This is a genomic window from Ruegeria sp. (assembly GCF_965199275.1).
In the GTDB taxonomy this organism is placed as follows: Bacteria; Pseudomonadota; Alphaproteobacteria; order Rhodobacterales; family Rhodobacteraceae; genus Ruegeria.
In genome coordinates this window covers 1-18675 of sequence record NZ_CBDAQX010000017.1, presented here as the reverse complement: position 1 = coordinate 18675, position 18675 = coordinate 1, and the positions used below count along the sequence as shown (strand labels likewise).

Here is an 18675-nt window from a genome sequence, read left to right as displayed (position 1 = left end):
AGCCAAGTTTGCGAGTTTCATGCGGATCCGTGATTAAAGGTGCCCCATGCGACTTTCCATTTCGGCAATGTTTTTCGCTTTAATTTTGCCTAGCGTAGCTTCAGCGCAAGTGAAGCTAGAAGACATGTATTTTGGTGTTTTCGGCGGTGCTGTTTTTGGCGTCGATGCGGAAGGTGAAAACAACGCTCTAGTCACAAACCAAAACGCGACTCTGGATTTTGATCCAAGCGGGAACTTCATTGGTGGCTTTGTAATTGGCGCTCGGGTCACTTCTCAGGTGCGAACTGAATTAGAATTGTCTTTTGCGAACTCAGACGTAGACGGAACAAGGCTCCGAGTATTAGGCTAAAGCACTGGTTTCGATGCCAATGGTGACCTTGATGCCACTTCGCTTCTGATCAACGCCTGGTATGAATTCGAGACCAACGGCATGTGGCGACCCTATATTGGCGGCGGTATTGGTTACACGAATTTAGATGCAGACATAAGCTCAGGCGCGGGTATCTCTAGTTTTGATGACTCGGATGGCGGATTTTCCTACCAGCTTGGCATTGGGGTGACGGTTCCAGTCGGAAATTCCGGCGAATTAGATATCGGTTATAGATACCGAGAAACACCAAATCTAAGCCTTACGAGTGACTCAACTGTCGGTTTTGCTTTTGATGAAATTGACTATAAGAGCCAGACTTTCCAAGTCGGATACAACTTCAAATTCTAAAGCTTGGCCAATCGAGACTTAAATTTGAGAATGCACTTCACGCACGAGAGTCGAGACTTGCAGCTTCGCAATAGAACTCTAGCGCTTTCTATATTGTTGATGCTGTATCCTCACGGCCGCTAGGACTGTTTATTCTGATCACTCCAGCCTCTAGGCGATCAGCTAGATCAGCTAGATCAGCCAGTTTTTTGGATTTCAGAACTCAGAATTACGTGATGCGAGTAATATCCAGAACCGTATTCTTGAAGCAAGAAGCTTTACCTGACTCCTACAACCAATCCCTCAAAATTGGGATTAGCGGCACATCGGCGGCAGGCATCGGGTAGTTGCGAAGATCGTTCGCCCGCACCCATTTCAGCGCCTGACCCTCTTTGGACTGCGGTATCCCCTCCCATTTGCGGCAGGCAAACAGCGGCATGAGCAGGTGGAAATCGTCGTAGCTGTGGCTAGCGAAGGTCAGCGGCGCGAGGCAAGAGGCCCAGGTGTCGATACCCAGTTCCTCGTGCAATTCGCGGATCAGGGCAGCTTCGGGAGTTTCACCGGGTTCGATTTTGCCGCCGGGGAATTCCCACAGACCAGCCATGGATTTGCCCTCGGGCCGTTGGGCCAGCAGGACGCGGCCCTCAATATCGATTAGGGCGACGGCAGATACCAGAACAGTTTTCACGAGCGATAGTCCGCATTGATCTCGATATAGCCGTGGGTCAGGTCGCAGGTCCAAACGGTGGATTGCCCCTCGCCCAGCCCCAGATCGACCACGATCACAAGGTCTTGGCCTTTCATGTAAGTGGCCGCGTCTTCTTCACGATAGTCGGGGCTAACCCAACCTTTTTCAGCGACCAGAATATCGCCAAAGGAAATGCTCAGCAGGTCGCGATCTGCGGCGGCTCCGGATTTGCCGATGGCCATGACGACGCGGCCCCAGTTGGAGTCCTCACCTGCAATCGCAGTTTTCACCAGAGGGGAGTTCGCAATCGCTAGCCCATGCACCTTGGCATCTGCGTCCGAGGCGGCTCCGGTCACGCGGATTTCTACGAATTTCGTCGCCCCTTCGCCATCGCGCACAACTTGCTGCGCGAGGTCCAGCATCACGGTTTCCAGCGCCTCGGCGAAGGCCGCATTGCCAGTGGCATCGACACCCGACGCTCCCGTTGCGCACAACAAAAGGCTGTCCGAGGTCGAGGTATCGCTATCGACAGTGATGCAGTTGAAGGTCCGGTCCGTCTGCACGCCCAGCATGGATTGCAGCGCCGACTGGTCAACCACGGCGTCGGTGAAGATGTAGACAAGCATCGTCGCCATATCGGGCGCGATCATGCCGGACCCCTTGGCGATCCCCGCTATAGAGACTGTTTTGCCGTCAATCTCGACCTGAGCCGACGCCCCTTTCGGGAAGGTATCGGTGGTCATGATCGCCCGCGCCGCGTCCTCGATGGCATGACGGTTGAGGCCGGATTTCAGCGCTTCAAGTTGAGAAACGATGCGATCATGCGGCAGAGGCTCTCCGATCACGCCGGTAGATGAGGTGAAGACCCTCTCAACCGCAACGCCGGTTGCCTTGGCAATCGCTTGAGTCACCTCGGCGACTGAGTTTTGGCCGTAGTGGCCGGTGAAAGCATTGGCATTGCCCGAGTTCACCAAAATTGCCGCTGGTCCATCGCTGGCGCCGCCGATCTTATCCTGACAATCCAGCACCGGAGCAGCGCGTGTGGCCGAGCGCGTAAACACCCCAGCCACGGACGTGCCGGGATCGAGAACCGCCAACATGACGTCGGTCCGGCCTGTGTAGCGCACCCCTGCCTCGACGGTTGCAAAACGCACTCCGTCAATCGCGGGCAGGTCGGGGAAACCGGCAGGGGCCAGTGGCGAGGTTTTGGTGATCGTGGCCACGGGAGTTACTCCTGAATCAGGTCCAGCTGGCGGATGACTTCAGGACCAACCCCTTCAAGGGCGGTGCGTTCGATCTGAGCCTGTTGGGTCAACTCATCAATACGAGCCTGAATAGCCTCTTGCTGAATGGTCTGGGCCAGTTCATCGCGTACGGCCTCAAGCGCGGGGGCTTCAGATTTGCGCTTGTCGTTCAAGATCACCAGATGCCAGCCGAACTGCGTTTGTACCGGGTCTGAGATCTGACCTTTTTCAAGGCCCAGCACGGCGTTTTCAAACTCAGGCACCATCTGGCCCTTGCCGAACCAACCCAGCGCACCGCCGTTGGGGCCGGACGGCCCGGTCGAATGCTCGCGCGCCATCTCGGCAAAGTCGGCACCGTCATCCAATTGCGCCTTGAGCGCTTTGGCTTCGTCCTCGGATTCAACCAGGATATGGCTGGCGTCGAACTCGTCTTCGCCTTCAAATTCGGCAAATTGCGCGTCATAGGCCGCTTGTACGGCCTCATCCGTCACAACATCGTTGGTCAGCGCGTTCACAGTCTGCACCGCCAGCAAAGAGCGTGTCTCATTGTCCAGCGTCAGGGCGTTTTGCTGAGTCAGCTCTTCCTGCTGTTGGCCCAGTAATTGCTGCTGGATCAGTTGCTCAAGCACGAAGTCATACAGCACATCGTCCTCGATCTGCTGATATTGCTGCGGCAAAGCCGCGACGGTGGCGACAACGTGACCCAGTGTGATCTCGTCCCCGTTGACCGTGGCCAGAACGGTACCTGCATCTGGCTTGGTTTCGGCGGCCAGCGGCAGCGCCATCACGGCGGTCAAAGCCAGCGATGGCAGAAAAGTGAGGCCTTTGGGCATGGAATCATCCTATTTCTTTGCCGCGACAGGGCGCAGCGTTGACACTTCAGAACCTGCCGCTTACATCGCTTTGAAGCCTTGGACAGGGCCGCCTTTCACCCCCCGTATCTATGGGTTGCGCGCAAGGTGGGCAAGCCTGTCGCAACCAAGACAAGAACAGATCCGCTGGAGTGAACATGCTGGGACTCGGAACGCTCGCCAAAAAGGTGTTCGGAACACCGAACGACCGCAAGATCAAGGCGACCCGCCCCCTGATCGAAAAGATCAACGCGCTGGAGCCCGAGTTCGAAAAACTCTCTGACGAGGGTCTGATCGAAAAAACCGCCGAACTGCGCAAACGTGCGCTGGATGGCGAGAGCCTGGACGACCTGCTGCCCGAAGCCTTCGCCAACGTGCGCGAAGGTGCCAAACGCGCACTCGGTCTGCGGGCCTTTGATGTGCAGCTGATGGGCGGCACCTTCCTGCATCAGGGCAATATTTCCGAGATGAAGACGGGTGAGGGCAAGACACTTGTTGCCACTTTCCCCGCCTACCTGAACGCCCTGACCGGTAAGGGCGTGCATGTCGTCACCGTCAACGAATACTTGGCCAAGCGGGATGCCGAATGGATGGGCAAAGTCTTTGCCGCGTTGGGTATGACCACCGGCGTGATCTGGTCAGGCCAGCCAGATGCAGAGAAAAAGGCGGCCTATGCCTGTGACGTGACTTACGCCACCAATAATGAGCTTGGCTTCGACTATCTGCGCGACAACATGAAGGCCGATATGGCCGATATCTATCAGAAATACCACAATTTCGCGATTGTGGATGAGGTCGACTCGATCCTGATTGATGAGGCGCGGACGCCGCTGATCATCTCGGGTCCGGCGCAGGACCGTTCGGGCCTTTACACAGCGATTGATGCGCTGATCCCGAGCCTGAGTGATAATCACTACTCGCTGGACGAAAAATCCCGCAACGTGACCTTCACCGATGAGGGCAACGAGTTTCTGGAACAGCAACTGATCGCCGCGGGCCTGATCCCCGAGGATCATTCTCTGTACGATCCCGAAAGCACGACCGTGGTGCATCACGTCAATCAGGGCCTGCGCGCGCACAAGCTGTTCCAGCGCGACAAGGACTACATCGTGCGTGATGGCAATGTGGTTCTGATCGACGAATTCACCGGCCGTATGATGCCGGGCCGTCGCCTGTCGGAAGGTCTGCACCAAGCGATCGAGGCGAAAGAGAACGTCCAGATTCAGCCCGAGAACGTGACTCTGGCCAGTGTGACCTTCCAGAACTATTTCCGCCTCTATGACAAGCTGGGCGGCATGACCGGGACCGCGCTGACCGAAGCCGAAGAATTCCAGGAAATCTACGGTCTGGGTGTGGTCGAAGTCCCCACCAACCGGCCGATTGCGCGTCTGGACGAAGACGATCAGGTCTACCGCACCGCGATGGAGAAATACGGCGCGATTATCTCTGAGGCGAAGGAAGCCAAGGAAAAGGGTCAACCGGTTCTGATCGGCACCACCTCAATCGAGAAATCCGAAGTTCTCAGCCAGATGCTGACCAAGGAAAAGATCGAACACAACGTTCTGAACGCACGCCAGCATGAACAAGAGGCCCAGATCGTGGCCGATGCGGGCCGCTACGGTGCGGTCACCATCGCCACCAACATGGCCGGTCGCGGTACTGACATTCAGCTGGGCGGCAATGTCGAGATGAAGGTTCTGCAGGCCCTGGCCGAAAACCCCGAGGCCGACCCGGCCGAGCTGCGCGCTGCGGAAGAGGCCAAGCACGCCGAGGAAAAACAAAAGGTTCTGGATGCGGGTGGACTGTATGTCATGGCCTCGGAACGCCATGAAAGCCGCCGCATCGACAACCAGCTGCGCGGCCGCTCGGGCCGTCAGGGCGATCCCGGCCGCACAGTATTCTACCTGAGCCTCGAAGACGACCTTATGCGGATCTTCGGCTCGGAACGTCTGGACAAGGTACTGACCACGCTGGGCATGAAAGAAGGCGAAGCCATCGTTCACCCCTGGGTCAACAAATCGCTGGAACGCGCGCAATCCAAGGTCGAAGGCCGCAACTTTGACATGCGCAAGAACGTTCTGAAATTCGACGACGTTATGAACGATCAGCGTAAGGTGATCTTCAGCCAGCGGCGCGAGATCATGTCAGCCGACGATCTGTCCGAGATCGTGTCGGACATGCGCGAGCAGGTGATCGACGATCTGATCGACGAATATATGCCGCCGAAATCCTATGCAGATCAGTGGGATACAGATGGGCTGCATGAGGCGATCAAAGAAAAGCTGACCATCGACGCCCCCGTTCAGGATTGGGCCGCCGAAGAAGGCGTGGATGACGAACAGGTGCGCGAGCGTCTGGTTAAGGCCGCTGATGAGATGATGGCGCAAAAGGCCGTCGCATTCGGCCCCGAGAACATGCGCAACATCGAAAAGCAGGTCCTTCTGCAGACCATCGATGGCAAATGGCGCGAGCATCTTCTGACGCTGGAACATTTGCGCTCGGTCGTTGGATTCCGGGGCTACGCCCAGCGCGATCCGCTGAACGAGTACAAGAACGAAAGCTTCCAGCTGTTCGAAGGCATGCTGGACAGTTTGCGCGAAACTGTGACTCAGCAATTGTCGCGCGTGCGCCCGCTGACCGAAGAAGAACAGCGCGAGATGCTGGCGCAGATGGCGGCCCAGCAAGCGCAGGCTCAGCAAGCGGTTGATCAGGCCGCAGGTGCCGCCGAAGCCAAGGCCGAGGCCGTCGCGTCGGGCGATGCACTGCCCGGCTTTGACGAGAATGATCCCTCGACCTGGGGCAATCCCTCGCGCAACGATCAATGCCCCTGTGGCTCGGGCAAGAAATTCAAACACTGCCATGGTAGATTGACCTAACGTCAACAAATACCAGTCACAATCGCTCCGCTTCGCGGCCACAAATTGGCCGCGATTTTTAACGAGAGTGCGACTCGCTCCTTCAACTGGGGAGGGTGTTTTGTTCGTAGTCAGAAATTACGTGACCATGTGCGGCACGGTCGCCTGTGCCTTAGGTATTGGTTACCTGATGCAATATGGTGCGCCTGCGCAACCGAATGGCGCGCAGGAACCCGTCGCCGTGGCTTCTGTCGCGGATCAGGCCTCGGTCATTGCCGGGCTTGAGCGTATCGTGCAAACCTCTTCTTCTGACGAGACCCCCTCTCAACCGATTGAGCGCCCTGCGCCGAAGGCCGCACAAAAGCACACCAATTGCAGCATCAGCGCGCGTGCCACCGCCCAAATGGGTGCCTATGCACGGCTGCGGATCAAGGCCCCCTGCCGCAGCAACGAACGTGTTGAGATTCACCACAGCGGTCTGACGCTGACACAGCAAACCGACGAAAACGGTGCCTTGGATCTGACCATTCCGGCCCTGTCCGAATACGCCATTTTCCTGATCTCATTCGAGGATCAAACCGGCACGGTCGCCACCACTCACATCATGGACATTGACCAGTTCGACCGGGTCGCATTGCAATGGCAGGGTCAGACCGATCTGCAAATCCACGCCTTGGAGTTCGGCGCGAGCTATGGGGAGCCGGGGCATATCTCGGCCAATAGCGCATCGCAGGGCGCGGGTTCCGTGGTCCATCTGGGAAGTGCGGGCTTCCATGATGGGCAAAATATCCAGATTTACTCGTTCCCGGCTGCGCGTTCGGAACAGACCGGATCGGTCGCTTTGACGGTTGAAACCGAAGTGACCGAAGCCAATTGTGGCCGCGATCTGAACGTCCAGTCGCTTGAACTGCGCAGCGATCGCCGGCTGCGGTCGCGCGATCTGATCCTGACTATGCCGATGTGTACCGAAGTCGGTGAGTTTCTGGTGTTGAATAATCTGTTCCAAGACCTGACAATCGCGGCAAATTAAACCGCAGGCAGGCTCGACCTTCTCATGACACGTATTCGTGCGGCGCTGGCCGTACTGTTTTCTGTTTCGCTGGCTGTTTCAGCCGCCGCACAGGATATTGTTCTGACATCGCATGATGGCAAGATCGAAGTTTCCGGCACCCTGCTGGGCTTTGACGGTGAATTCTACCGTGTCGACACCCAGTTCGGAGAGCTGACGGTTGATGGGTCCGGCGTCACATGCGACGGCCCGGCCTGCCCCAGCCTGACCGATTTCGTGGCCGAGGTCCGGTTCTCGGGATCATCCGTCATGGCCGAGACGGTCCTGCCTGCCCTGATCATCGGCTTCGCTCGGCAAGAGGGTCTGACAGCAACCCCATCGCGCGTGGATGAACGCAGCTTTGCCTATGAGCTGCGCCAGCCAGACCGCACGGCCCCTCTGGCCCGCCTGTTCTTTCGCGTTGGAACGACGGATCAGGGGTTTGCCGACCTGATGGACAACGACGCTGATATCGTGATGGCGCAACGCGAAATCCGGGATGAGGAACGCAGCGCCGCCGAGGCCGCAGGTCTGGGCGATCTGACCCATCCCCGCCGCGCGCGGATTGTGGCGCTGGATGCGATCGTGCCGGTGGTTGCGCCAGAGAACACCGTTCAACAGATCTCACCTGCGGATCTGGTCCGTGTTCTGTCGGGCGAGATCACCAACTGGACAGATTTGGAAGGGCCGGACGCTCCGATTGCCCTTCACACGCCAGACGCCGGTTCAGGCTTGTCCCAGGATGTCGAGGATCAGCTTTTGCGCCCCGCTCAGACAGAGTTGTCGGAAGGCGTTCTCCGCCACCAGCGCAATCGCGATCTTGTCCAAGCAGTGGCAAACGACCCGTTCGCGATCGGCATCACCACGCAGGCGGCCTCGGGCCCGACCCGCGCACTGCCTTTGGCCGGCGGCTGCGGACATGCGCTTGCGGCGACCCGCCAGTCAATCAAGACCGAGGACTACCCGCTGACTTCTCCGATGTTTCTCTACCTGCCACAACGCCGCCTGCCTCGGATCGCGCGCCAGTTTCTGGCCTATACCCGCTCAGCCGACGCGCAGATGGCCATACGGCAGGCCGGCTTTGTCGATCAGGCGACCGAGAACCTGCCCATGGGGCTGCAAGGCAATCGGCTCGCCAATGCGATCGTTTCCGGCGGGGCCGAGGTCGGACTGGAAGAGCTTCAACACATGGTCGAAACTCTGCGGCCATTGTCTAGACTGTCGATCTCCTTCCGGTTCGAGCCGGGAAGCTCTCGCCCGGATGCGCAATCGCGGTCTAATATTCTGCAATTGGCCCAGGCGCTTGAATCCGGCAGTTTGACCCCTCGCAAGCTTGTCTTTGCCGGGTTCAGCGACGGGGATGGAGGCGCTAGCGCCAATGCCCGGATCGCTCATCGCAGGGCACAAACGGTGCGCAATGCGGTTCTGGCCGCTGTTGAGACCGAAATCTCCGACAGTATCGAGATCACAACCAAAGGTTTCGGAGAAGCGATGCCGATGGCCTGCGATGACACTGAGTGGGGCCGAAAAACAAACCGCCGGGTTGAGGTTTGGGTGAACTAGAGAGTGACGATGTCGGACAGAAACTCGGACGAAACCGCCTCTGCAAGCAATGAGGGTTCCGCCAACCGCGCGGAGACCATGTATGATCTCTAGATACGCGACGCTCTTTCCGGTGAGACGCAACACTATGCACAAACCCCGTGACGCATTTGGATAAAGGCAAAATGGACGAAAGCGAAAAGCTGTCCTCATCAAAATGAATCGGCCAAATTGGAACTCTCAACCCAGACAACAATTTCAGTCGTCATGGCGATCAACTGAAAACACAACTCTTCCCGTCACAAATACCCCTCGGATCGAAAGCTCAGCTCGGTTGATTTTCCGATGATAAGATGGTCGTGCAGCGTCAGCCCCAAGGCCGTGCAGGCATCCTGAATGCGGTTGGTCATGTCGATATCCGATTGCGACGGCGTGGGGTCGCCGGAGGGATGGTTATGCACCAAAATCAGGGCCGAGGCGTTCAGCTCCAGCGCTCGTTTTGCCACCTCGCGCGGGTAGACCGGGACATGGTCAACGGTGCCCTTCGCCTGCTCTTCATCCGCGATCATCACGTTCTTGCGGTCAAGATAGAACACGCGAAACTGCTCGATCTCTCTATGCGCCATCGTTGTATGGCAATAGTCCAGCAAAGCATCCCAGCCGGAGATCACGTGGCGCTGCATCACCCGCGCGCGGGCCATGCGATGGGCGCAGGCCTCCAGGATTTTCAGATCGGTGATGACGGTTTCGCCAACGCCTTACCGCTCCTTTGGTGCAGTCAGCACGCGGTTGAAGTCGCCAAACGTATCCATCAGCAGCCGGGCCAGCGGCTTCACATCCTGCCGCGGGATGGATCGGAACAGCACCAGCTCCAGCAACTCATAATCCGGCATAGCGCCTGAACCACCAGACATGAACCGTTCGCGCAGCCGCTTGCGATGGTCTTTGATGTAGGAGGGTAACCGACCCGTCGGCAGCGGCTGCGCTGGCGCTTCGTCCGTATCGAAAAGCATTTGGGCTTCGGCAAAGGCGTCCTGTGTCATGGGCCTCACCTTGGCGCAGAATCGGTTTCTGAAAGGTTAACGCGCCTCACCGGCCATGCGGGTAGTGGCGTGGCGTACCAGCATGTGCAGCAGGATCGAGAACACGCCCAAAGTCAGCATCGCCGCGAACATCAGATCGGTCTTGGCCCGGCCATTGGCCAGCAGCATCAGGTAGCCCAACCCTTGCGAGGACCCGACCCATTCGCCGATCACTGCGCCAATCGGTGCATAGACCGCCGCCAATCGCATCCCCGAGGCCAACGAAGGCAGCGCAGCAGGGATACGGATGTGCCACAGGATCGAACGCGGGCTTGCCTGCATCGTGCGTGCCAGATCGAGATATCCGGGCGGGGTCCGCATCAGACCGTCAAAGAAAGATGAGGTGATCGGGAAATAGATGATCAGAACCGCCATCGCGACCTTCGACCAGAGGCCGTAGCCCAGCCAAAGGGTCAGCAGCGGCGCCAGCGCAAAGACCGGAAGAGCCTGCGTGAACACCAGCATCGGCTGCACCAGCACCCTTGCGGCCCGCGAATTGGCCAGTTGCAGCGCGGTGACGACGCCCAGAACGGTTCCCACCGCCAGGCCAATCACGACCTCAACCGCGGTAATCCAGGTATGTTCCGCAATTACCCAGCGGTTCTGCCACCAGGTCTCGGCCACAAGCGCCGGGCCGGGCAGGATGAATTTGGGCAGGCCGGTCAGGCTGACGATCGCTTGCCAGACGACCAGAGCGAACAGGGTTGCGGCGAGGGCGGAGAGGAGTTTCATGTCGCCTCTCTCAATAGTTTCAGCAACGCGCCTTGGGTTTCCAATGTCTCCAGATCATCCACATGGCGCGGTGCTGGCGCGGCAGGTGGGGCGCAAGAGGTCAGCCCCTGCTGTGTCATCACGACAATGGATTGGCCTAGACGCGCAGCCTCGGCCGGATCGTGGGTGACCAGAAGGACTGTTCGACCCTGTAGCGCCTCCGAGGCCAGATCCTGCATATCCGCGCGGGTGCGCGCGTCGAGGGCCGAGAATGGCTCATCCAACAGCACGATGGGGCGATCCTCCATCAGGGTCCGCGCCAAGGCGACGCGCTGTCTCTGGCCGCCGGACAGCTCCGACGGTTTCTTGGCCATGTGGTCTTGTAAGCGCATCCGCTCGATCAGACGGTCCCTGCGATCCAGATCGGGTTTCTCACCCCGCAACCGCGCGCCGAGCGAGACGTTTTGCGCCACCGTCGCCCAAGGCAGAAGCAAATCGTCCTGCGCCATATAGGCCACGCGGGTTGGGACCGTTTGGCCATCGCTCGCCATGATCTGACCGGTGAAATCCGCGCCTGTCTCCAACCCGGCGATCAGACGCAGAACGGTGGTTTTGCCAACACCCGATCCGCCCAACAGACAAGTCCACTGCCCCGCCTCAAGGGTCAGAGTCAGTGGTGCGAACAAGGGCGTTTCGCCAATGCTCGCGTGTCCGCTGATGGTGAGATCGGGCGCCGGGGTCATGGAGTCAGACCCATTTGCCAGAAATTGACCTCTAGCTCCGTGGCGGTTCGGAAGGTTTGGCACAAACGCTCCCATCGCGGAGAAGCCTCGAATTCCGCTCCAATACGCCTTGTTAGAGCCGAATCCAACAATTCACCAACCGCCTTGCACGCGCCCTGGTAGTCCTCACCAGCATAGGTGTTGATCCAGTCGCGATAGGTCTCGGATGTGGCCTCGGAGGCCAGTCGAGACCCGATTTCTCCGTATCCCATCACACAGGGTGCCAGCGCTGCCAGCAAGTCCAACAGATCGCCACTATACCCGGCCTCAAGCACGAAGCGCGTATAGGCCAGATTTTCAGCACGTTCCGGGGTTGCAAACAGCTCCTCCTGAGAAATCCCGGCCGCTTCGCAGATCCCGACATGCAGCTGCATCTCTTCCGCGACCAAGGCGTTCACGGTGCCCACAGCAGTCAGCATTTCGGAATGCGTTTCCGATTTCACCACCGCCAGCGCCCAGGCGCGGCTGAAATGGATCAGAAACACATAGTCCTGGCGCAGGTAATGCAGGAATGCCTCTCGGGGCAGAGAGCCGTCCTTCATCCCTTCGACAAAGGCGTGGCGGGTGTAGTCCCGCCACGGCCCCTGCGCCGCATCACGCATCAACGTGAAGGCTTTGCCATAGTCGCTCATTGCGCGGTCACATCGATGGTGATGTCGCTGACCGGCAGAACGTTGTCGATCATGCCGCTTTCGTTCAGGAAGGTCTCAAATCGGGCATAACGGCCCGCATCAAAACCCGCCGGGCGCAGAGCAAAGCGCGGCAGAGTGTCGACCCACGCGCGAGCATTCAGCTCATCCTGCAGCTCGGGCGAAGTCGCGGCGAAAATCTCCCAGCTTTTTTCGGGGTTGTTGACAATGTACTGGGTCGCTTTTTCTGTCGCCGCCAGGAAACGCGCGATCTTGTCCTTATCCATCGTCTCGGGGTTGGCGACGTAAATCAGTTCGTCATAAGACGGCACGCCCTCTTCCTCGATATAGAAGCAGGTGCCGGGGCGGCCTTCGATATCCATCTGGTTCAGCTCGAAGTTGCGATAGGCACCGATCACTGCATCCACCTGGCCGGTCATCAGCGACGGTGAGAGCGAGAAGTTCACGTTGATCAATTCAACATCGTCCAGAGTCACGCCATATTTACCCAGAACGGTGGTCAGAACGGCCTCTTCCACACCAGCGACCGAGAAGCCGATTTTCTTGCCCTTCAGGTCCGCAGGCGACTTGATCGGGCCGTCTTCCAAAACCAGTAAGCAGTTCAGAGGAGTCGCGACCAGCGTGCCGACGCGTTTCAGCGGCAAGCCTTCGTGGATCTGCAGGTGCAGCTGAGGTTGATAGGATACGGCCAGTTCGGCCTGACCGGCAGCCACCAGACGCGGCGGAGCGGAAGGATCGGCGGGCGGAACGATCTCAACCTCGAGGCCCTGCTCGGCGAAATAGCCGTTTTCCTGCGCCACGATGATGGGCCCATGATCGGGGTTGATGAACCAATCCAACAGAACGGTCATCTTGTCTTCGGCCCAGGCCGGCGCAGCGGCCAGAAGGGCGATGGCTGTCATCAGCTTTTTCATGTCTCGCGTTTCCTTTTCACTCACGAGGTTGAGGCCGCGACGAGGACAATCTCGCCCGGCCAATCCGGTTCAATCTGTTCAGCCGCACGCCAGGCGCGCAGGCCGGTTGCACAGCACAAAGCCAGTCGTTTTGCTATGTTAGGCTCTGATTTCAGGTGTTCCACGCTAAGCCGACGTGCCAGGGGGTGGATGGGTTGAGGAGCTTCATCCTCGTCCCGAAGCTCAACAATCACATCGTCTGAAGACAGCTGCGAGGCGGCGACGAAGGCGAAGGAATGTTCAGGCTCAGGCGCTGCGTCAAAACGGAAGCTAGAGCTTCGGAAGGTCCGGGCATCCACCTGCACCATCTGGCCCAGGGGCGATGGGTCGAGGCCGAGGATCAAAGCCAACGCCATCTGCGCCTGCATCGCGCCGATCATCCCCACGACCGGCCCCAGCACACCTGCCGTGGCACAGCTCGCACCGCTGGTCGGAGCCTCGGGGAACACGGCCCGCAGTGACGGCGCACCGCCGCAGAACGCGCCCACATAGCCAGAAAGGCCCAACACCGAGGCACTGACCAAAGGTTTGCCCAAGGTCAGGCAGATATCCGACAGCGTGTAGCTGGCGGCATAGCTGTCCGCACAGTCGAGGATCAAATCAGCCTGTGAAACAAAACCGGTCGCATTTTCACTTGTTAGAGCCTGTTTTAGCGCGACGACGTCGATATCAGAATTCAAAGCACGGCAGCGATCGGCTGCAACTTCGGCTTTTGGGCGTCCGCAATCTGCCTCAGTAAACAGCATCTGCCGATGCAAGTTTGACAGGGCCACGTCATCCGCATCGAGGATCGCCAGATGCCCAACGCCCGCCCCAGCCAACAAAGGTAGGACCGGAGCCGCCAATCCACCCGCGCCGACAACCAAAACCCGCGCCTTGGACAGGCGCGTCTGCCCTTCGGCCCCGACCTCAGGCAGGATCATCTGGCGAGCGTAGCGGCTCATCTGGTGGCCTCGATCCACTGGCGAACCCGCGCCTCGGGGTCGGCGTTCAGGGTTATGTCCGTGACGACCGAGACGATATCGGCACCCGCCTCAAGCACGCCGGGCGCACGTTCGACGCTCATACCGCCGATCCCGACCAGAGGGATATCGCCTACACGGGCTTTCCATTCGGTAACTCGCGGCAAGCCCTGCTGCTCCCACTTCATCTTTTTCAGGATCGTCGGATAGACCGGCCCCAGAGCGACGTAGTCGGGATCCATGGCCAGAACGCGCTCCAGCTCATCATCATCATGGGTGGAAACGCCCAGCTTTAGACCCGCTTTTCGGATCGCTTTGAGGTCGGCATCATCCAGATCCTCCTGCCCCAGATGGATCCAGTCGCAACCCGCATCTATCGCGGCCTGCCAAAAGTCGTTCACCACCAGAACCGCGCCATGCTGCTTGCACAGATCGCGAGAGGTTGCGATCTCGGCCCGGACAACATCGTCCGGCTGGTCCTTCATGCGTAGCTGCACCAGCTTTACACCCAATGGCAGCATCCGCCGCAGCCAGTCCGAATGGTCAAAGATCGGGTAGAAACGGTCCAAACTCATGACAGAAACGTCTTTCCAACGACGGGGGTTGAGGGTTCGGCCATGTCCCGCGCCTCGATCGGGTCGGCCTGATGGGCCAGCTGCCCGGCCTCAACTGCGCGCATCATGGCCTTTGCCATCAACGCCGGATCACCGGCGCGGGCGACGGCAGTGTTCAGCAATACGGCGTCATATCCCAGCTCCATCGCATGGGCCGCATGGCTGGGCAGGCCGATCCCGGCATCAATCACCAGCGGCACATCCGGAAACTCGGCCCGCATCGCGCGCAGGGCGTATTCATTGTTCAGCCCCCGGCCCGAGCCGATGGGCGCACCCCAGGGCATCAAAACCTCACACCCGGCCTCAAGCAGCCGTTCACCCACGATCAAGTCGTCGGTGGTGTAAGGGAAGACCTCGAACCCATCCTCGGTCAGGATGCGCGCGGCCTCGACCAGCTGGAAGACGTCTGGCTGCAGACTGTCGGTATGGCCGATCAGCTCCAGCTTGATCCACTTGGTTTCAAACACTTCGCGGGCCATATGCGCTGTGGTTACCGCCTCCTTGACCGTATGACACCCGGCCGTGTTGGGCAGCACCAGCACGCCCAGATCGCGGATCATCTGCCAAAAGGTCTGTCCCGCCCCCGCTTCCCGCCGCAAAGAGACTGTCGCCACACCCGCGCCGCTGTCGCGGAACGCCTGTTCGAGGATAGCAGGGCTGGGATATTGCGCGGTGCCCAGCATCAGTGGATTGGGCAGATCGACGCCATAGAAGCTTTTCATCCTCACCCTCCTTGCATCGGCGACAGGATTTCGACCCGGTCACCTTCACTCAGGGCATGGGCGATGCGCAGGCTTGAGGGGACGAATTCCTCGTTCACTGCCGTTGCGACACGGCCCGAGAAACCGCATTCCTCTAGCAGCTCTGCCAAGGTCGAGGCCTTTACCTCCTTGGGGTCGCCATTAAGCACGATCTTCATCGACCATCTCCGAATGTTTGTTCTCAAGCGCCAGATCGGCCACGCCCTGTGCCAAGGCGGGGGCCAACAGGTAGCCATGGCGGTAAAGGCCATTGGCATAGATCGTCCGACCCAAGCGCCGGATACGCGGCAGGTTGTCAGGAAAGGCAGGGCGCAGATCGACACCGATTTCCAGCACCTCAGCCTCACCAAAGGCCGGGTTCAAGGCGTAGGCCGCGCTGAGCAGTTCCAGCATTGAGCGCGCGGTGATCCGGCTGCTATCTTCGCTTTCGATCATGGTCGCGCCCAGCATGTAAATGCCCTCACCACGCGGGACGATGTAGAGTGGCATCCGCGGGTGCAGCAGGCGCACTGGACGGTTCAGCGTCACATCGGGGCACCGCACCACCAGCATCTCGCCCTTTACGCCACGCAGATCATGCAGGTATTCCCGCGCGTGCAACCCTCGGCAGTCTATAGCGTTTTCCAGCTGCGCAGGTGCGAGTTTGCGGTGGAATTCTACGCCCTTGTCTTTGAGACCTCGGTGCAGGTCCAGCAACGACTGACGGGGGTCAAGATGCGCTTCTTGATCGAAGTACAATCCCTTTCCGAATCCATGCAGATCAGGCTCTAAATTTGCGATTTTTGCCCGATCTACCTCGGAATAAGAATTCGTCCTACGGGCGAATCTACGCAAATCCGGAGTGTCCCGCGCATTTGCCACGACCAGAGTACCGCTTCGTTGGACGGGTGTTCGGGAGGCCCACCACTCGATGGCGGATTGACCGAGCCTGAGGACAGGTTCCTCCGCGTTTTCATACTCGCACCACGGGGCCAGCATACCGCCCGCCCACCAGGAACATGCATGCGGACCCGGAGGGCCGCCGGGATCAAAAACCTGTACCTTTGCCCCGCGCGAGACCAGCTCGGACGCAACGGCCAAACCGGCTACACCGGCGCCTATGACGGACCAGAGGGTCACGCAGGCCAAACCCGGTGGAAATGATGGACAGGCCCGTGACCCGCACCGATCTTCAGCTCATCAGCCCGCGCGATTGCGCCCTGCAGATACTCATGCGCCTGTGCCACGGCATCGACAAGCGTCAAACCCTTGGCCAATCCTGCTGCGATGGATGAAGAAAGCGTGCAGCCGGTTCCATGGGTGTTTCGGGTGGCCTTACGAGGGGCCTGAAATTCGGCAATCACCCCGGTTTCGTCGATCAGCAAATCATGGCAAACATCCCCCTTGCCATGACCGCCCTTCATCAAGACCGCTTTTGCACCCAACGCGCACAGAGCTTTGCCCTGTTCAACCATCACCTCAGGCGTGTCGGCATCACCTTGATCCAGCAAACATGCCGCCTCGGGCAGGTTTGGCGTCAGAACGGTTGCACGGGGCAGCAGAACGTCGCGCAGGGTTTGAACTGCCTCATCGGCCAGAAGAGCATCACCGGATTTCGCAATCATCACCGGGTCCAGAACGACAGGCCCTTGAAATCCAGAAATCCCCTGCGCCACGGTCTCAATAATCTCCGGCGTCGCCAGCATCCCGATCTTGATGGCGCGCACATCCAGATCGCTTAGGACCGCTTCGATCTGGGCCGAGATGACCTCGGACGGAATCCCATGCACGGCGGTAACCGCCAGCGTGTTCTGAGCGGTAACAGCGGTAATCACGCTAGCCCCGAAGACACCTAAAGCCGACATCGCCTTGAGATCGGCCTGAATGCCCGCGCCGCCGCCGCTGTCGGATCCTGCTATGGTCAAGGCAATAGGTGCCACGTCATTGCTCCATTTAATTTGAGCAACCCGGGCATGGAAAACGTCTGTTTGCTTTAGACCGTTCCCTACGCCGGAATTGCCCGGATCAGGTTCGATGGGTTAGCGCTTGCGCCTCTCAGCCCTTCGATAAGGGCACCCCAACGGTTGATGCGGACAATCTCAGGACCGTTCTGGAAAATCAAGCCTCAATCCACGTATCTTATGGCCAATATCTTCAATAAAATAAGGCCAGAGGAACGGTGGAGTTTGCGGGAATCTGGCGCAAGCTTCGAAGCTATTTGCGACAGCAGAATGGAGGAACACATCCTTTGGAAGGCCGAGCCACCCGGCGACAGAGACGTGTGGGGCGGCGGGATCAGAGCCTCGATCGAAAAAGGCCGCCCCAGTTGGAGCGGCCTGAACTTAGCTTTTCATCCCGTCCCAGAAGGACTTCACGGATGAAAAAAAGCTTTTTGATTCTGGATGGTTATCCTCACCTAAATCATCAAATTCACGCAAAAGTTCTTTCTGGCGAGAGGTAAGGTTGACCGGAGTTTCCACAGCCAGTTCGATGAACATGTCACCGATGCCACCACCCCGCAGCGCAGGCATACCCTTGCCGCGCAGGCGCATTTGACGGCCCGATTGGCTGCCGGCCGGTATCTGCACCCGTCCGCGCCCGCCATCAATGGTCGGCACTTCTATGGACCCACCCAGCGCGGCTTTGGCCATGCTGACTGGCACGCGACAATAGAGGTTCACGCTGTCACGTTCGAACAGTTTGTGGTCCGAGACCTCAACAAAGATATAGAGGTCACCCGGAGGGCCGCCGCGCATACCGGCTTCACCCTCACCCGCCAGGCGGATGCGTGTACCGGTCTCAACACCGGCGGGGATATTGACCGACAGCGCGCGCTCTTTTTCCACACGACCCGCGCCATTGCAGGATTTACAGGGGTTTTTGATGATCTGCCCCAAGCCCGAACAGGTCGGGCAGGTGCGTTCAACCGTGAAAAAGCCCTGCTGAGCCCGAACCTTACCCATGCCCGAGCAGGTGGGACATGTTGTAGGTTCAACACCACCCTCAGCGCCCGAGCCGTCACAGGCCGAACAAGCCACGGCGGCAGGAACGTTGATGGTTTTCTGAAGACCCGAGAAGGCCTCTTCCAGCGTTACGCGCAGGTTATAGCGCAGGTCGGACCCGCGTGCGGCGCGACGTCCACCGCCGCCACCACGTTGGCCACCCATGAAGTCGCCGAACAGATCATCGAACACATCCGAGAACGCGCTGGAAAAGTCACCCTGACCAAAGCCACCGCCCGGACGGCCACCGCCGC

The 18675-nt window shown here is 59.0% G+C and carries 18 protein-coding genes, 2 pseudogenes and 1 riboswitch; of the genes and pseudogenes, 5 read left to right on the top strand and 15 right to left on the bottom strand.

Annotation, left to right across the window (positions count from 1 at the left end):
* The first annotated feature begins 46 nt into the window (after window positions 1–46).
* A complete protein-coding gene (locus ACOERD_RS14095) occupies window positions 47–349 on the top strand; it encodes a hypothetical protein (protein ID WP_419739445.1) in 303 nt (100 codons plus the stop codon).
* A gap of 30 nt (window positions 350–379) precedes the next feature.
* Window positions 380–718 (top strand): annotated as a pseudogene (locus ACOERD_RS14090) (outer membrane protein); the annotation flags it as partial.
* A gap of 268 nt (window positions 719–986) precedes the next feature.
* Here ACOERD_RS14090 and mutT read toward each other — a convergent pair.
* From mutT to ACOERD_RS14075, 3 genes are read right to left on the bottom strand one after another with little or no spacing between them, the layout of a single operon-like run.
* Window positions 987–1385, bottom strand: coding sequence for an 8-oxo-dGTP diphosphatase MutT (mutT, locus tag ACOERD_RS14085; RefSeq protein ID WP_170334201.1), 399 nt, complete (start codon window positions 1383–1385; stop codon window positions 987–989).
* Entirely contained in the window at window positions 1382–2608 is a 1227-nt protein-coding gene (gene argJ, locus ACOERD_RS14080; protein ID WP_419739444.1) for a bifunctional glutamate N-acetyltransferase/amino-acid acetyltransferase ArgJ, read from the bottom strand. Before argJ ends, mutT begins: the two co-directional genes overlap by 4 nt.
* Before the next feature lie 5 nt (window positions 2609–2613).
* Window positions 2614–3462, bottom strand: coding sequence for a peptidylprolyl isomerase (locus ACOERD_RS14075; protein ID WP_170640958.1), 849 nt, complete (start codon window positions 3460–3462; stop codon window positions 2614–2616).
* Between the two features lie 176 nt (window positions 3463–3638).
* Between ACOERD_RS14075 and secA the strand changes: the two genes are divergently transcribed.
* The 3 genes from secA to ACOERD_RS14060 all read left to right on the top strand — a co-directional run bounded on the left by secA (window position 3639) and on the right by ACOERD_RS14060 (window position 8946).
* Entirely contained in the window at window positions 3639–6356 is a 2718-nt protein-coding gene (secA, locus tag ACOERD_RS14070; RefSeq protein ID WP_419739443.1) for a preprotein translocase subunit SecA, read from the top strand.
* Window positions 6357–6483: 127 nt separating this feature from the next.
* Entirely contained in the window at window positions 6484–7365 is an 882-nt protein-coding gene (locus ACOERD_RS14065; protein WP_419739442.1) for a hypothetical protein, read from the top strand.
* Window positions 7366–7389: 24 nt separating this feature from the next.
* On the top strand, window positions 7390–8946 hold the full coding sequence (locus tag ACOERD_RS14060) for a phosphate ABC transporter substrate-binding/OmpA family protein (RefSeq protein ID WP_419739441.1): 1557 nt from the start codon (window positions 7390–7392) through the stop codon (window positions 8944–8946).
* Between the two features lie 278 nt (window positions 8947–9224).
* On the opposite strand, the pseudogene radC reads toward ACOERD_RS14060, so the two are convergent.
* From radC to ACOERD_RS14000, 12 genes and pseudogenes are all read right to left on the bottom strand, one after another.
* Window positions 9225–9968: pseudogene (gene radC, locus ACOERD_RS14055) on the bottom strand (RadC family protein).
* A 36-nt stretch (window positions 9969–10004) separates the two neighbouring features.
* Entirely contained in the window at window positions 10005–10739 is a 735-nt protein-coding gene (locus tag ACOERD_RS14050) for an ABC transporter permease (protein WP_419739440.1), read from the bottom strand.
* Complete coding sequence (locus tag ACOERD_RS14045; RefSeq protein ID WP_419739439.1) at window positions 10736–11461, bottom strand: ABC transporter ATP-binding protein; 726 nt, start codon at window positions 11459–11461, stop codon at window positions 10736–10738. The genes ACOERD_RS14050 and ACOERD_RS14045 overlap by 4 nt, the downstream gene beginning before the upstream one ends.
* Complete coding sequence (gene tenA / locus ACOERD_RS14040) at window positions 11458–12132, bottom strand: thiaminase II (RefSeq protein WP_419739438.1); 675 nt, start codon at window positions 12130–12132, stop codon at window positions 11458–11460. Before tenA ends, ACOERD_RS14045 begins: the two co-directional genes overlap by 4 nt.
* Window positions 12129–13064 (bottom strand): ABC transporter substrate-binding protein, encoded by a 936-nt coding sequence (locus ACOERD_RS14035; protein WP_419739437.1) that lies wholly within the window; start codon window positions 13062–13064, stop codon window positions 12129–12131. Before ACOERD_RS14035 ends, tenA begins: the two co-directional genes overlap by 4 nt.
* A 20-nt stretch (window positions 13065–13084) precedes the next feature.
* Window positions 13085–14047 carry a HesA/MoeB/ThiF family protein gene (locus tag ACOERD_RS14030; RefSeq protein ID WP_419739436.1) on the bottom strand — a complete coding sequence of 321 codons (963 nt, stop codon included), beginning with the start codon at window positions 14045–14047 and terminating at the stop codon, window positions 13085–13087.
* Complete coding sequence (locus ACOERD_RS14025; protein WP_419739435.1) at window positions 14044–14640, bottom strand: thiamine phosphate synthase; 597 nt, start codon at window positions 14638–14640, stop codon at window positions 14044–14046. The genes ACOERD_RS14030 and ACOERD_RS14025 overlap by 4 nt, the downstream gene beginning before the upstream one ends.
* On the bottom strand, window positions 14637–15401 hold the full coding sequence (locus ACOERD_RS14020) for a thiazole synthase (RefSeq protein WP_419739434.1): 765 nt from the start codon (window positions 15399–15401) through the stop codon (window positions 14637–14639). The genes ACOERD_RS14025 and ACOERD_RS14020 overlap by 4 nt, the downstream gene beginning before the upstream one ends.
* Window positions 15402–15403: 2 nt before the next feature.
* Entirely contained in the window at window positions 15404–15598 is a 195-nt protein-coding gene (gene thiS, locus ACOERD_RS14015) for a sulfur carrier protein ThiS (RefSeq protein WP_170479983.1), read from the bottom strand.
* The gene (locus tag ACOERD_RS14010; RefSeq protein WP_419739433.1) at window positions 15582–16559 is read right to left on the bottom strand and encodes an FAD-dependent oxidoreductase; all 978 of its coding nucleotides are present in this window, start codon (window positions 16557–16559) and stop codon (window positions 15582–15584) included. Before ACOERD_RS14010 ends, thiS begins: the two co-directional genes overlap by 17 nt.
* Window positions 16556–17359, bottom strand: a complete 804-nt coding sequence (gene thiD, locus ACOERD_RS14005; RefSeq protein WP_419739432.1) for a bifunctional hydroxymethylpyrimidine kinase/phosphomethylpyrimidine kinase — start codon at window positions 17357–17359, stop codon at window positions 16556–16558. The genes ACOERD_RS14010 and thiD overlap by 4 nt, the downstream gene beginning before the upstream one ends.
* A 45-nt stretch (window positions 17360–17404) precedes the next feature.
* A riboswitch (TPP riboswitch) is annotated at window positions 17405–17509 on the bottom strand.
* Between the two features lie 252 nt (window positions 17510–17761).
* Window positions 17762–18675 (bottom strand): molecular chaperone DnaJ (locus ACOERD_RS14000; protein ID WP_419739431.1); only part of this gene is annotated, 914 nt, incomplete at its 5' end.